This window comes from Roseisolibacter agri, from assembly GCF_030159095.1.
Classification (GTDB): domain Bacteria; phylum Gemmatimonadota; class Gemmatimonadetes; order Gemmatimonadales; family Gemmatimonadaceae; genus Roseisolibacter; species Roseisolibacter agri.
Map to the genome: position 1 here is coordinate 487,788 of NZ_BRXS01000007.1, position 13,744 is coordinate 501,531.

At 71.5% G+C, this 13,744-nt stretch carries 9 protein-coding genes and 1 rRNA gene; 9 read left to right on the top strand and 1 reads right to left on the bottom strand.

Annotated elements, in window-relative coordinates; translation table 11 throughout:
• The first annotated feature begins 2 nt into the window (after positions 1-2).
• The 6 genes from mfd to rosag_RS23175 all read left to right on the top strand — a co-directional run bounded on the left by mfd (position 3) and on the right by rosag_RS23175 (position 10,320).
• The gene (gene mfd / locus rosag_RS23150; protein WP_284352556.1) at positions 3-3,350 is read left to right on the top strand and encodes a transcription-repair coupling factor; all 3,348 of its coding nucleotides are present in this window, start codon (positions 3-5) and stop codon (positions 3,348-3,350) included.
• Positions 3,351-3,477: 127 nt separating this feature from the next.
• Positions 3,478-4,992, top strand: a complete 1,515-nt coding sequence (locus rosag_RS23155) for a peptidylprolyl isomerase (protein WP_284352557.1) — start codon at positions 3,478-3,480, stop codon at positions 4,990-4,992.
• A 166-nt stretch (positions 4,993-5,158) separates the two neighbouring features.
• Entirely contained in the window at positions 5,159-6,610 is a 1,452-nt protein-coding gene (locus rosag_RS23160; protein ID WP_284352558.1) for a peptidylprolyl isomerase, read from the top strand.
• A gap of 27 nt (positions 6,611-6,637) precedes the next feature.
• A complete protein-coding gene (gene pdxA, locus rosag_RS23165; RefSeq protein WP_284352559.1) occupies positions 6,638-7,552 on the top strand; it encodes a 4-hydroxythreonine-4-phosphate dehydrogenase PdxA in 915 nt (304 codons plus the stop codon).
• Positions 7,549-8,556, top strand: a complete 1,008-nt coding sequence (locus rosag_RS23170; RefSeq protein WP_284352560.1) for a cation diffusion facilitator family transporter — start codon at positions 7,549-7,551, stop codon at positions 8,554-8,556. Before pdxA ends, rosag_RS23170 begins: the two co-directional genes overlap by 4 nt.
• Positions 8,557-8,685: 129 nt before the next feature.
• The gene (locus tag rosag_RS23175; protein ID WP_284352561.1) at positions 8,686-10,320 is read left to right on the top strand and encodes a type IV pilus twitching motility protein PilT; all 1,635 of its coding nucleotides are present in this window, start codon (positions 8,686-8,688) and stop codon (positions 10,318-10,320) included.
• A 117-nt stretch (positions 10,321-10,437) separates the two neighbouring features.
• Here the strand turns inward: rosag_RS23175 and rosag_RS23180 are convergent, their stop codons facing one another.
• Complete coding sequence (locus rosag_RS23180) at positions 10,438-10,641, bottom strand: hypothetical protein (protein WP_284352562.1); 204 nt, start codon at positions 10,639-10,641, stop codon at positions 10,438-10,440.
• Positions 10,642-10,879: 238 nt separating this feature from the next.
• Between rosag_RS23180 and typA the strand changes: the two genes are divergently transcribed.
• The 3 genes from typA to rosag_RS23195 all read left to right on the top strand — a co-directional run.
• Positions 10,880-12,724, top strand: a complete 1,845-nt coding sequence (typA, locus tag rosag_RS23185; protein WP_284352563.1) for a translational GTPase TypA — start codon at positions 10,880-10,882, stop codon at positions 12,722-12,724.
• A 75-nt stretch (positions 12,725-12,799) separates the two neighbouring features.
• Entirely contained in the window at positions 12,800-13,105 is a 306-nt protein-coding gene (locus rosag_RS23190; RefSeq protein ID WP_284352564.1) for a hypothetical protein, read from the top strand.
• 526 nt (positions 13,106-13,631) lie between these two features.
• Positions 13,632-13,744: ribosomal RNA gene (locus rosag_RS23195) — 16S ribosomal RNA — on the top strand; the annotation flags it as partial.

Consider the following 13,744-nt stretch of genomic DNA (forward strand, 5'->3'; position numbering starts at 1 on the left):
CGATGGCCCTCCCGACGCTCGTCGAGGCGATCGAAGCGCTTCCCGCGTTCACCCGCCTCGCCAACACGCTGCCCGGCGCGCGCGCGACCGTCACCGTCGGCGGCCTGCACGGCTCCAGCGATGCGGTGCTGCTCGCCGCGCTCGCGCGCCGCTTCCCGCAGCGCTTGTTCGTGGTGCTCGCCGCCGGCGTCCCGGAGGCCGAGCGCTGGCTCGCCGATCTCGACACGCTGCTCGACCGCCCCGCCGAGGGCGGCGCGCCCGTCGCGCTCTATCCGCACCGCGAGGCGTTCGGCGAGGCCGAGCCGCACGCCGAGGTGGCGGGCGAGCGCGTCGAGACGCTGGAGCGGCTGACGCGCGGCGGCGTGCGCATCCTGCTCACGACGCCGCGTGCGGTGCTGGAGCGCACGCGGCTGCCGCGCGCGCTGCAGCAGGCGCGCCTCGAGCTGCGGCGCGGCGACGTGTGGCGTCCCGAGGATCTCGCCGCGCACCTCGAGCGCGTGGGCTTCACGCGCGTCGCCATGGTCGACGACATCGCGCAGTTCTCGGTGCGCGGCGGCATCTTCGACATCTACGGCTTCGGCATGGCGGAGCCCGTGCGCCTCGAGTTCTGGGGCGACGAGATCTCGGAGCTGCGCCACTTCGACCTGTTCAGCCAGCGCTCCACGCGCGCGGCCGAAGTGGCAGTCGTGCTGCCGGTCGACGGCGCGCTGGCGGGCGAGGGGACGGAGTTCGAGCGCGTCACCCTCGCCGACCTCTGGACGCCGGACACGCTGCTCTTCGTCGCCGATGGGCTGGACGAGGGCGCGGAGCTCCAGCGCACGTGGGACGAGGCCGCGCACCATCTGGAGCTCGCGCGCCGACGCGGCGAGGACGTGCCGAAGCGCGAGGCGCTCTTCCTCGAGCCGTCCGAGGCGCGTGGGCTGCTGAAGGGCTTCGGCACGCTGCGCGAGATCGCGCCCGACAAGGCCGGCGGCGCGACGCCGGAGATCGGCTTCCCGCTCCGCGCGCCGGACGCGATCGACCGCGACATCCGCAAGCTGCGCCGTCTCGTGCGCGACGGGATGACGACGCTCATCCTCTGCGACAACGAGGGGCAGGCCGAGCGTCTCGACGAGCTGCTGGGCGAGAAGGAGGACGACTTCGTCGGACGGCAGCCGTCCCCCGCGGCGCTCGTGATCGGCGTGCTCGGGGGCGGCTTCGTCGTCCCCGCCGGCGCCGACGCGCTGGGACGCAACGTCCCGGGCCTGCGCGTCCTCACTGACCACGAGATCTTCCGCCGCGACCGGCGCATCCGCCGCGCGCGGCGCTACTCGGCCGGCACGGCGCTGGACGCCGTCACGGGGCTCAAGCCCGGCGACTTCGTCGTGCACCTGGAGCACGGCGTCGGCATCTACCGCGGCATCGAGACCAAGTTCGTCGGCACGAACACGATCGAGGTCGCGGTCGTCGAGTACGAGGGCGGCGACAAGCTGAACGTGCCGCTCTACCGCCTCGATCAGATCGAGCGCTATCGCGCGGCGGGTGACGGTGACGCCGACGCGCCGCCGCCGCGGCTGCACCGCCTGGGCGGCAAGCGCTGGCAGGCGCAGCGCGACAAGACGCGCGCCGCCATCCAGGAGATGACCGTCGAGCTGCTGGAGCTGTACGCGCGTCGCCGCGTCGCCGCGCGACCACCGCACAATCCCGACGGCGCGTGGCAGCGGCAGCTGGAGTCGAGCTTCCTCTTCGAGGACACGCCCGACCAGCGCAAGGCGACCGAGGACGTCAAGAAGGACATGGAGAGCGGGCGGCCGATGGACCGCCTGCTCGTCGGCGACGTGGGCTACGGCAAGACCGAGATCGCCGTGCGCGCCGCGTTCAAGGCGGTACAGAGCGGGCGGCAGGTCGCCGTGCTCGTGCCGACGACGATCCTCGCCGACCAGCACCACCGCACCTTCAGCGAGCGCTTCGCCGACTTCCCGGTGCGCGTCGAGATGCTGTCGCGCTTCCAGACCGCGAAGGAGCAGGCGGGCGTCATGAGCGAGCTCGCCGCCGGCAAGGTCGACGTCATCATCGGCACGCATCGCCTGCTCAGCCCCGACATCACGTTCAACGGGCTCGGGCTGATCATCGTCGACGAGGAGCACCGCTTCGGCGTCAAGCACAAGGAGCGGCTCAAGCAGCTGAAGCTCGAGACCGACGTGCTGACGCTGACGGCGACGCCCATCCCGCGCACGTTGCACCAGTCGCTGGCCGGGCTGCGCGACATGACGCTGATGCAGACGGCGCCGCGCGACCGCTCGCCCGTGCTGACCTTCGTCGAGCCCAAGGACGACGGGCTGGTGGAGGAAGGGATCGCGCGCGAGCTCGATCGCGGCGGGCAGGTGTTCTACGTCCACAACCGCGTCGAGACCATCGAGGCGGTCGCGGACCACCTGCGGCGCATCGTTCCGCGCGCGCGCATCGCCGTCGGCCACGGCCAGATGCGCGAGAAGGACCTCGAGGACGTGATGCACCGGTTCGTGAGCCACGACGTGGACATCCTCGTCTCGACGCTGATTGTCGAGACGGGGCTCGACGTGCCGAACGCGAACACGATGTTCGTCAACAACGCGCACCACTTCGGCCTCGCGCAGCTCTACCAGCTGCGCGGCCGCGTGGGCCGCTCGCACCGCCGCGCCTACTGCTACCTGCTGGTGCCCGACGCGGTGGACGAGGACGCGGAGCGCCGCCTCTCGGTGCTGGAGCACCACACGGAGCTCGGGGCGGGGTACCGGGTCGCGCTCAAGGACATGGAGCTGCGCGGTGCCGGCAACCTGCTCGGCCCCGAGCAGAGCGGCTTCGTGCACGCGGTCGGCTTCGACATGTACCTGCGCATGCTCGACGAGACGGTGCGGCGCCTGATCGCCGGCGACGTGGCGCCGCGGCTCGTGCCGTCGGACGTCTCGCTCGACCAGGCGGCCTACCTGCCGGACGACTACGTCGTGTCGCAGGAGGCGAAGCTAGACCTCTATCGACGCCTCGGGGCTACAACCACGGCGGCGGAGATCGACGCCCTGCGCGACGAGGTGCGCGACCGCTTCGGCGCCCTGCCGCCCCAGGCCGAGGCCTTCTTCGCCACGGCCTACCTCCGGGTGCTGGGTGGCGCCCTGGGGGTCGAGGGCGTCCTTGTGCGGGGCGACGAGGCCCGGGTAACATTCCGGGATACCGCCGTCCCGCGCATGAAGGCGCTCGGTGCGGCGTTCCACGACGTGCAGTTCCAGGCCGAGGTCAAGCGCGCCCAGCCCCTGTCGCTCAAGCTCGCGCGACTGGGTGGCGCCGAGATCCTGCCCGGTCTGGTCCGGGCGCTCCGCAGTCTGGTCCCCGCCTGACGCTCGCGGGTCGCTGGTCCTCGCCGCGAAGTCGTCGGCCCTGCGGGGCGGTGACGCCGCGGCGATGCGTGCGTCCTGCCCGGCGGCCTCCCGCCTCACGCCCCTCCACCGTACACCCCCGCTGTCCATGAAACGCCAGGGTCTCTTCGTCCTCGCCGCCGCCGCTGGCCTCGCCGCGTGCGACGGCTTCAAGGAGGCGATGACCGCGCACGTCGATACCGTCGCGAAGGCCGGCTCGCAGGAGCTCTCGGTCGAGCGCCTCGGGCAGCTGATGGGGCGCTCGCCCCAGATCCCGCTCCAGCGCGACGTGGCGAAGAACCTCGCGTCCCTCTGGGTCGACTACCAGCTGCTCGGCACCGCCGCGGCGGCCGGCGACTCGCTCGCCGACCAGAAGACCATCGACGACGCGGTCTGGGCCGTCGTGGCGCAGGAGCGCATCCGCAAGCTCGGCGAGCAGGTGCTCGCGAACGTCCAGTCCGACACGTCGAACGTCTCGACGCGCTACGCCAACGGCGAGCTCCTCGCGGCACGCCACATCCTGGTCGGCTTCTCGAACCAGCCGCCCCAGCCGAACCAGCAGGTGCCGCAGGCGGTCAAGGACTCCGCCCGCCGCAAGGCCGAGGCGATCCGTGGCCAGGTGACGGCCGCCAACTTCCAGGAGCTGGCGCGCAAGAACAGCACGGATGCCGGCTCGGCCGCCAACGGCGGCTCGCTCGGGATCTTCCCGAAGGGCGCCATGGTGCAGCCGTTCGAGCGTGCGCTCGTCGCGCTGCAGCCGGGTCAGGTCTCCGGCCTCGTCGAGACGCCGTTCGGCTACCACATCATCTACCGCCCGACGTTCGCCGAGGTCGCGCCGCAGTTCACGCAGGCGGTGGGGCAGCGCACGCGCCAGGTCGCGGAGAGCACCTACCTCGCCAAGCTCGAGACGGACGCGAAGGTCGAGGTGAAGGCCGATGCGCCGCTCTGGACCAAGGCGATCGCGCAGGACGTGGACGGCCACAAGGACGACGACAAGGTCCTCGCGACGTCGTCGGCCGGCGACCTGAAGGCGAGCCGTGTGGCGCGCTGGATCGGCGCCCTGCCCATGGGCCCGCAGCTCCGCACGCAGATCCAGCAGGCGCCGGACTCGGTCATCAAGGTCTTCGTCAAGCAGCTGGCGCGGAACGAGGTCCTGCTCAAGCAGGCCGACAGCGCGAAGATCCAGCTCGACACGACCGAGCTCGCGAACCTCCGCAAGTCGTTCGTCGGCGCGGTCACGAACATGTGGAGCGGGCTGGGCGTCGCGCCTGCCGCGCTCAACGACAGCGCCAAGAGCAAGGCCGACAAGGAGCGCCTCGCCGCCACGCGCGTCGAGACCTACCTCGACCGCCTCACGCAGCAGCAGGCGCAGTTCATCGAGGTGCCGGCACCCATCGAGGCCGCGCTCCGCAGCAAGTACGACTTCGAGCTGAACGACAAGGGCCTCGATCGCGCGCTCGAGCGCGCCGCGCAGGTCCGCGCGTCGGCCGACTCGGCGCGCGCGGCCGGCCAGCCGGCGACGGCCGTCCCGATGCCGGGCGCTCCGGGCGCCGCGGCGCCGGGTGCCGCGCCGGGCGGTGCCGCGCCGGCGGCTCCGGCTCCGGGCGCCCCGCAGCGCCCCTGAGTCACGCCAGTCGCCGGCCGTTCGCGGCCGTCGCAGAGGGGTGGGCGCCACGCGGCGCCCACCCCTCTCGCGCGCCGTGAGCGCCGCCGTTACCTCTCGACGTGTCGTCCGGGGTCCTGCCCGGGCGTCCGCGGACCTCGCCCTGCCCGTTCGGGTACCCAAGCCTATGCGTCACCTACCGTTCCGGCTTCCCGCCCGCCGTGTCGCCGCGCCGCTCCTGGCGGCGCTGCTCGGCGTGGCCGGCGTCGCATCCGCGCAGACCGCGCCCACGGCGCCCTCGCAGCCGCCTGCCCAGCCGGCGGCCCAGCCGGCCGCCCAGCCCGCGCCGGTGACGACGGTCGCCGCGTCCGATCCGCAGCTCGACGTCGATCGCGTCGTCGCCATCGTCGGCACGACCCCGATCCTCTACAGCGAGCTGCTGGACGAGGTGAACATGCGCCGCGCGCGCGGCATGCAGCTGCCCACCGATCCCGCCGAGCGGCTCAAGTTCGAGCGGGACGTGCTGAATGAGATGATCGACGCCGAGCTGCTCGTGCAGAAGGCGAACGACGAGAAGGTCGAGCTGCAGGACGACGACCTGAATCGCACCGTTGATCGGCAGCTCCAGCAGGTCCGCGCGCAGTTCCGCAGCGAGGAGGAGTACCGCTCCGAGCTGCGGCGCGCGGGCTTCGGCACGCCCGAGGACTACCGTCGTCGCCAGATGGAGCTGCTGCGCCGCAACGAGCTGCAGCGCGAGGTCGTGCAGAAGCTCCGCCGCGAGCAGAAGCTGGCGCCGTCGCCCGTGAGCGATCAGGAGCTCAACGAGGCCTACGAGCAGAGCCGCTCGACCATCCCGAAGCGCGAGGCGCAGATCGGCTTCCGCCAGATCGTCGTCGCCAACAAGCCGACGCCCGCCGCCAAGAAGGCCGCGCGCGCGAAGGCCGAGTCGCTGCTCGTGGAGATCGTGAAGGGCGGCAACTTCGAGCAGATCGCCAAGCGTGAGTCGATGGACCCCGGCTCCAAGGAGCAGGGCGGCGACCTCGGTTGGAACCGCCGCGGCACGATGGTCAAGGAGTTCGACGAGATGATGTTCGCGCTGCCGGTCGGCCGCGTGAGCCCCATCGTCGAGACGTCGTTCGGCTACCACATCATCCGCGTCGACCGCGCGCAGCCGGCCGAGGTGAAGGCGCGCCACATCCTCATCCGTCCGCAGCTCGACTCGGGCGGCGTGCAGCGCGCGAAGCTCGAGGCGGACAGCGTCCGCGCCGCGCTCGAGAAGGGCGCCGACTTCGATTCGCTCTCGGCGAAGCACCACGACGTCGTCGAGAACGGCTCGCTGCCCGAGTTTCCGCGCGACTCGCTGCCGCCGGCGTACGCCGCGGCCATCGGCAACGCGGGCGTCAACGCGCTCGTCGGCCCGTTCGCGATCGACGACCCGGCCAACAAGACGCAGAAGTTCGTCGTCCTGAAGGTCACGATGGCGGTGCCGGCCGGCGAGTATCCCGAGGCGACGGTCAAGCAGCGCCTGCGCGAGCAGGTCAGCGAGGCGAAGACGGTCCGCAAGCTGATCGACAACCTGAAGAAGGCGACCTACGTCTCCATCCGGCTGGAGGAGCAGCCCCGGACGGCGTCCAAGTGAGCGCCGGCCGCGATCGCTGACGGTCGCATGACGACGCGCCTCGCCGTCACCCTCGGTGACCCTCGGGGCATCGGTCCCGAGCTCGTCGCCAGGACGCTCGGGACCGACGTCGTTCCGGGCGACGTGTCGCTCGTTCTGGTCGGCCCGTCCGGCACGGGCGTCGACGTCGACGTCGACGTGGGCGCCTGGGATCCGCGCGACGGCGCGGCGGGCGCTGGTCGCCTCGCGGGCCGCGCGATCGAGGCCGCGGTCCGATTGGCCCAGCAGGGCGCGGTGCAGGGCATCGTGACCGCGCCGCTCGACAAGGCGGCGCTGCACGCCGGCGGCTACGACTTCCCTGGCCACACCGAGATGCTGGGCGCGCTCACGGGGACCGAGCCGGCGATGATGCTCGCCGCCACGCGCCCGAGCGTCGCGGGCGGTACGCCGCTGCGTGTTGTGCTCGCGACCACGCACGTCGCGCTGCGCGACGTCCCCCGTCTGCTCACGGCGGAGACGATCGCGCACGCCGCCGCGCTCACGCGCGACCACCTGCAGCGGTGGTTCGGCATCGCGGAGCCGCGCATCGCGCTCTGTGCGATGAACCCGCACGCGGGCGACGGCGGCCGGTTCGGACGCGAGGACGACGAGCTGCTGGCGCCCGCGGCGCGCGCCGCCGGCCTGGCCGGGCCGCTGCCGGCCGACACGGTGTTCGTGCGGGCGATGCGCGGCGCGTTCGACGCCGTCATCGCGCCGTACCACGACGTCGGCATGACCGCGATCAAGGTCGCCGCCTTCGGCAGCGCCGTGAACGTGACGCTCGGCCTTCCGTTCCCGCGGACCTCGCCGGACCACGGCACCGCTCTGGACATCGCGGGGCAGGGTATCGCCGATCCGTCCAGCTTTCACGAGGCCATGCGGCTGTGCGCCACGCTGGCGGCGCGCGAGGCGGCGGTCGCGTGACGCGCACCGCGGACGCCGGCGTGGGCGCACGCGCGCCGGAGTGCGCCCACCTGCGGGCCGCGGCCACGGGCGGCATGGATGCGCACGCGCACGCGCATCACGATGGGCACGACCACGCGCACGACCACGGACACGATCACGCCCATGCGACGTCCACGCGCGCGCTGCGCTGGGCGCTCGTGCTCACGGCCGTGCTGCTGGTCGCCGAGGTGGTGGGCGGCATCGTGTCCAACTCGTTGGCGCTGCTCGCGGACGCGGGGCACATGCTGACGGACGTCGGCGCGCTGGGCCTCTCGCTCTTCGTCGCCTGGTTCAGCCGGCAGCCATCGTCGCCGAGCAAGACGTACGGCTATCTGCGCTGGGAGATCCTGGCGGCCTTCCTCAATGGCGCGGCGCTGCTGCTGATCTCCGCGCTGATCGTCTGGGAGGCGATCGGCCGCTTCCGATCGCCCGAGCCGCTGGCCGCCGGCACGATGCTCGGCGTCGCGATCGCCGGCCTCGCGGTCAACGTCGCCAGCGCGTGGATGCTGCACGGCAGCGCGCACACGAGCCTGAATGTCCGCGGCGCGTATCTCCACGTGCTGGGCGACCTGCTGGGCTCCGTCGGGACCGTGGCGGCCGCGCTCATCGTGCGGTCGACGGGATGGCTTGCCGCCGACCCGCTGGTGTCGATCCTCACGACGGTGCTCATCGTGCGCGGCGCGTGGCGTCTGGTGCACGAGAGCGTCGACGTGCTGCTCGAAGGCGTGCCGCCGCACATCTCGCTCGCGGCCGTGCGCGGCCGGCTCGAGTCCGTCGTCGGCGTCGAGAGCGTCCACGACCTGCACGTCTGGAGCGTGACGTCGGGGCTCGTGGCGATGAGCGCCCACGCGGTCGTGCCGGAGCTGGAGCGCCAGCAGCCTGCCCTGGAGGCGATGCACGCGGCGATGGCGGAGCTGGGGATCCGGCACGTCACCGTGCAGCTGGAGCGGCAGACCATCGAGCCCTGCGCGCCGCCCGTCTGAGGCGCGACGGGTGCCCTTCGGGGCACGGCGGGCGTGACCCGCGCCCGCGATCGTGCGTCGAGTGCGCGTAGCCGCCGCGTGCGCCCGGGTGGGCGAGCGGGGTCCCGCCCTCCCGAGCCGCCGTCGCCCGTGCCGCAAGTCGATCGCCTCCTGTCCGCCCTCGCCGCCAGCCGCGGCGACGCCGTCGAGCTGCTCGAGGGCGAGCCGGCGTCCTTCCTGGTCGGCGGCGCGCGCCGCCCGGTCACGCGCCAGGCGCTGACCGGCAGCCAGCTCCTCGCGTTCCTGCGCGAGATCGCGCCAGCCGATGCCGTCGCGCGCCTCGACGCATCGCAGCCCGCCGACTTCCGCTACGCCTCGCCCGACGGCCCGTTCGACGTCCGCGTGACGCGCGCCGAGCAGCGCTGGGCCGCGCGGCTCACGCCAGCCACGGTGAGCGCGCCGGCGCCGCAGCCCGCGGTCGCCGCAGCCGTCGAGACGCCGGCGCTCGCATCCGTCGGCGCCGCCGCGGACGGCGCGGTCGACGGCTTCGTCGCCACCGCCTACGAAGGGGCGTTCGGCAGCGCGCCCGACGTCGCACCGGTCCGCATTCCGGCGAGTGCCGCGCCCACGCCCGCGTCGGCGGTGGCGGCGGTGGCGGCGCCGGCGCGGCCGTCCGCTGGTGGCGAGCGGGCGCGCATGGCGATGGATCGGCTGCTGCGCATCCTCGTGGAGCGCGGCGGCTCGGACCTGCACCTGCGCGTCGGCGAGCCGCCGATCATCCGCGCGTCCGGCCACCTCGAGCGCCTCGACGAGCCGGCCCTCGACGGCGACGGCCTCGAGGCGATGATGCTCGCGATCATGCCCGACCGGAACCGCGCGGAGTTCGCGGAGCGGAACGACACCGACTACGCGTACGAGATCGCGGGCTGCGCGCGCTTCCGCGCGAACGCGCTGCGCGACCGCCTCGGGCCCGCCGGCGTGTTCCGCGTGATCCCGGCGACGGTCGTCAGCGTCGAGGACATGAAGATCTCTCCGGAGGTGCAGCAGCTCTGCTACCTCACGAAGGGCCTCGTCCTCGTCACCGGCCCGACGGGCTCGGGCAAGTCCACGACGCTCTGTTCGCTCGTCGACCTCGTCAACCGGTCGCGCCAGGATCACATCCTGACCATCGAGGATCCGATCGAGTTCGTGCACCCGAACAAGCAGTGCGTGATCACGCAGCGGCAGGTCGGCGTGCACACGGACTCGTTCAAGAGCGCGCTGCGCGCGGCGCTGCGCGAGGATCCGGACGTGATCCTGGTCGGCGAGCTGCGCGACCTCGAGACGATCTCGATCGCCATCGAGACGGCGGAGACCGGACACCTCGTCTTCGGCACGCTGCACACGACGACGGCGCCCAGCACGGTGGACCGCATCATCGACCAGTTCCCGGCCGACCGGCAGTCGCAGATCCGCGTGATGCTGAGCGAGTCGCTCAAGGGCGTCATCTCGCAGACGCTCTGCCGGAAGATCGGCGGCGGGCGTGCGGCCGCGCGCGAGGTCCTGCTGGCGACGCCCGCGGTGTCGAACCTGATCCGCGAGGGCAAGACGTTCCAGATCCCGTCCATCATGCAGACGTCGCGCAAGCTCGGCATGGTGACGCTGAACGACGCGCTGCTGGAGCTGGTCGACGCGAAGACGGTGGAGCCGCGCGAGGCGTGGACGAAGGCGGTCGACAAGGCGTCGTTCGTGGCGTCGCTGAAGCAGCGCGGGCTCGACACCGCGTTCGCCGACACCGCGAAGTAGGCGCGTATCGCCGCGCGCAGCGCAGCGCCCCGGACGTGACGCGGGGGGCCGCCATCGATGGCGGCCCCCCGCGTGTCGTGCATCGGCCCGCGGGCGCACGCGCCGCGGGGATGACGATCAGGTGTCGTCGTCGGAAGATCGACGTCGCTCGCCGCTGTCGGGGAGCGTGCTGGCCGACGCACCGTCGCCGCGGCGTCGCGCGTACTCCGGCCGCTCGCTGTAGCCGTAGCCGCCGAGTACCTCGCCGCCACGCATGTAGTCGTGGCCATAGCCCCGCCCGAGCGGATACTGGTCGTCCGCGGGCCGATTGTCCTGCTTCATGGGCTTCCCTCCGGGGATGCTGGTGGTATGGGGGAACTTCCAGCCGCACTGGACGTGCCGCAAGGAGGTCCGCGGCCCGGGTCGGATGTTCCCGCTGACCGGTCGGCCACTCTCGGTCGGGGACGCCGGCGGCACGGTGCGCCCCGTCACGGCCGGGCGACGGGTCGTGACGGGACCGTAAGTTCTGGCGGGATGGGCACTTGTAACCCGCCCACTGGGGCCGGTATATTCCCAGGCTATGCAGATCCGGAACATTGCCATCATCGCGCACGTCGACCACGGGAAGACCACCCTCGTCGACAAGATGCTCCGCCAGGGCGGCGCCTTCCGCGACAATCAGGTGGTCCAGGAGCGGGTGATGGATTCCAACCCGCTCGAGCGCGAGCGGGGGATCACGATCCTCGCCAAGAACACGAGCGTCCGCTGGAAGGACGAGTACAAGATCAACATCGTCGACACGCCGGGTCACGCCGACTTCGGCGGCGAGGTCGAGCGCATCCTGCGCATGGTCGACGGCGTGCTGCTCGTGGTCGACGCGTTCGACGGCCCGATGCCGCAGACGCGCTTCGTGCTCGGCAAGGCGCTCGCGCTCGGCCGCACGCCGATCGTGGTGATCAACAAGATCGACCGGCCCGGCGCGGATCCGTTCCGTGTGCACGACGAGGTGCTCTCGCTCTTCATCGAGCTCGAGGCCACCGAGGCGCAGCTGGAGGCGCCCGTCGTCTACGCGTCCGCGAAGGAGGGCGTCTCGACGCTCGACCTGGACAAGACGCCGGTCGACCTCGAGCCGCTGTTCGAGACGATCGTGAAGACCGTCCCGGCGCCGCCGAGCGAGGTCGATCAGCCGTTCCAGATGCTGACGTCGACCATCGACTACTCGCCGTACCTCGGGCGCCTGGCGATCGGCCGCATCGAGCGCGGCACGGTGAAGGTCGGCGACTCGGTGCTGCTGATCCCGCTCGAGCCCACGCGGCAGCCGGAGCGCTCGCGCGTGACCAAGCTGTATGGCTACGAGGGGCTGGAGCGCGTCGAGATCGAGACTGCGTCGGCCGGCGAGGTCGTGGCACTGGCCGGGCTGGAGGGTGTCGAGATCGGCGCCACCATCACCGACGTCGACCATCCGGAGCGTCTCGAGGGCATCAGCGTCGAGGAGCCGACGATCTCGGTCGACTTCATGGTCAACAACTCCCCGTTCTCCGGCAAGGAAGGGAAGTTCGTGACCTCGCGTCAGGTCCGCGACCGGCTGTTCAAGGAGCTGGAGCGGAACGTCGCGCTGCGCGTCGAGGAGACCGACTCGACGGACGCGTGGCAGGTGTCCGGCCGCGGTGAGCTCCACCTCTCGATCCTCATGGAGACCATGCGGCGCGAGGGGTACGAGTTCCAGGTGTCGCGTCCGCGCGTGATCCTCAAGACCGGCGTCGACGGCGAGCGGCTGGAGCCGTACGAGGAGCTGACCATCGACGTGCCCGAGGACTACCTCGGCCCCGTGATGGAGAAGCTCGGGCAGCGCCGCGCCGAGATGCTGGAGATGAAGAACCCGGGGCAGGGGCTGGTGCGCCTGCTCTACAAGATCCCGGCGCGCGGGCTGTTCGGCTATCGCTCGGAGTTCCTCACGGACACGCGCGGGACCGGAATCATGCACCACAGCTTCCTGGAGTACGGGCCGTGGGCCGGTCCGCTCACGGGACGCTCCCGTGGGGTGCTGGTGTCGATGGAGAACGGCGTGGTCGTTGCGTTCGCCCTCGCCAGCCTGCAGGAGCGCTCGACGCTGTTCGTGTCGCCCGGCGACGCCGTGTACGAGGGGATGGTGGTGGGCGAGAACTCCCGACCGGGGGACATGGACGTCAACCCGTCGAAGGAGAAGAAGCTCACGAACATCCGCACGAAGTCGACGGACGAGAACATCCAGCTCGAGCCGCCGCGGGCATTGACGCTGGAATCCGCCCTCGAGTATATCGAGGACGATGAGCTGATCGAGGTGACGCCGCAGAGCATCCGCCTGCGGAAGCGCCTCCTCAGCGAGAGCGACCGGAAGCGTGTCTCCCGCGAGGCGAAGCGAGAGCGCGAACGCGCCGCCCTGTAGGCGTCGTACCCGGCGGGCGGAATCGCGCCTCCGGCGGATCCCACTTCCTTCTAGACCTGCAAGGAGACTCCTGGTATGTCGGACATGCTCGAGTCGTCGTGGCCGGACGCCTTGGCGGATGAGGCGTTCGTGCTGATGTCCCCCCGGCGGAGCAGCGAGGACGACGATCCCGAAGAAGAGGGCTTTGGCGACGAGCTCGGCGAGGGGCTGGACGACGAGTTCGACGATCCCGAGGCGCTCGACGACGAGGATGAGGACGAGGACGACGAGGAGGACGACGACGATCTCGACGACGAGGATGATCTCGACGACGAGGACGATCTCGACGACGAGGATGAAGACCTCGACCTCGACGACGATCTGGACGACGACGACGCCTGAGTGATCCTCAGGCCGTGCGCAGGCGGGGCCGGCTCCCAGGAGGGGGCCGGCCCCGCCTGATTGCCGGCTGCACGCCCGTCAGCGAGCTCAGCTTTCACTTCGCGGAGGCGCGGCGCCATGTGCGCTGCGCGCGGCGCGAGAAATATCGGCGGGGGGGTTCACCAACGGCCTCGGGCTGGCTACACTTGGGGCTCCACCACAACAGCATCGCTGGTGTGGCGGCGCGAGATCGAGCGGGTGGTTGGCCGGTTGCGCGCGGTTGGTTGCGAGGCACGAACGACGCGGTTGGGACTTGCGGAACGGCCTCAAAGCGCTATACTTACTGTTCCCCGGCAGCGACGGGGCGGACGCCGAAAGGCAGCCGACGAGACAGTTGCTGATTGACAATCGAGAGAGATGGTCGTGCGATGGCCCTCATTGATCCGTTGCGTTCGTGCGCGACGGGGAGAGGAACAGACACGATATGATTCCGGACGCGGCTCTCCGCGTTCGATTGGAGACCGCGTTCGAACGAGCAGACAAACACTCATTGGAGAGTTTGATCCTGGCTCAGGACGAACGCTGGCGGCGTGCTTAACACATGCAAGTCTAGGGGGCCCGCAAGGGTCACCGGCGAACGGGTGCGTAACACGTGAGCGA

Coding starts and splice junctions, on each gene's coding strand:
- rosag_RS23160 (WP_284352558.1), top strand. CDS start 5,159: ATGCGTCACCTACCGTTCCGGCTTCCCGCCCGCCGTGTCGCCGCGCCG.
- mfd (WP_284352556.1), top strand. CDS start 3: ATGGCCCTCCCGACGCTCGTCGAGGCGATCGAAGCGCTTCCCGCGTTC.
- rosag_RS23190 (WP_284352564.1), top strand. CDS start 12,800: ATGTCGGACATGCTCGAGTCGTCGTGGCCGGACGCCTTGGCGGATGAG.
- pdxA (WP_284352559.1), top strand. CDS start 6,638: ATGACGACGCGCCTCGCCGTCACCCTCGGTGACCCTCGGGGCATCGGT.
- rosag_RS23180 (WP_284352562.1), bottom strand. CDS start 10,641: ATGAAGCAGGACAATCGGCCCGCGGACGACCAGTATCCGCTCGGGCGG.
- typA (WP_284352563.1), top strand. CDS start 10,880: ATGCAGATCCGGAACATTGCCATCATCGCGCACGTCGACCACGGGAAG.
- rosag_RS23155 (WP_284352557.1), top strand. CDS start 3,478: ATGAAACGCCAGGGTCTCTTCGTCCTCGCCGCCGCCGCTGGCCTCGCC.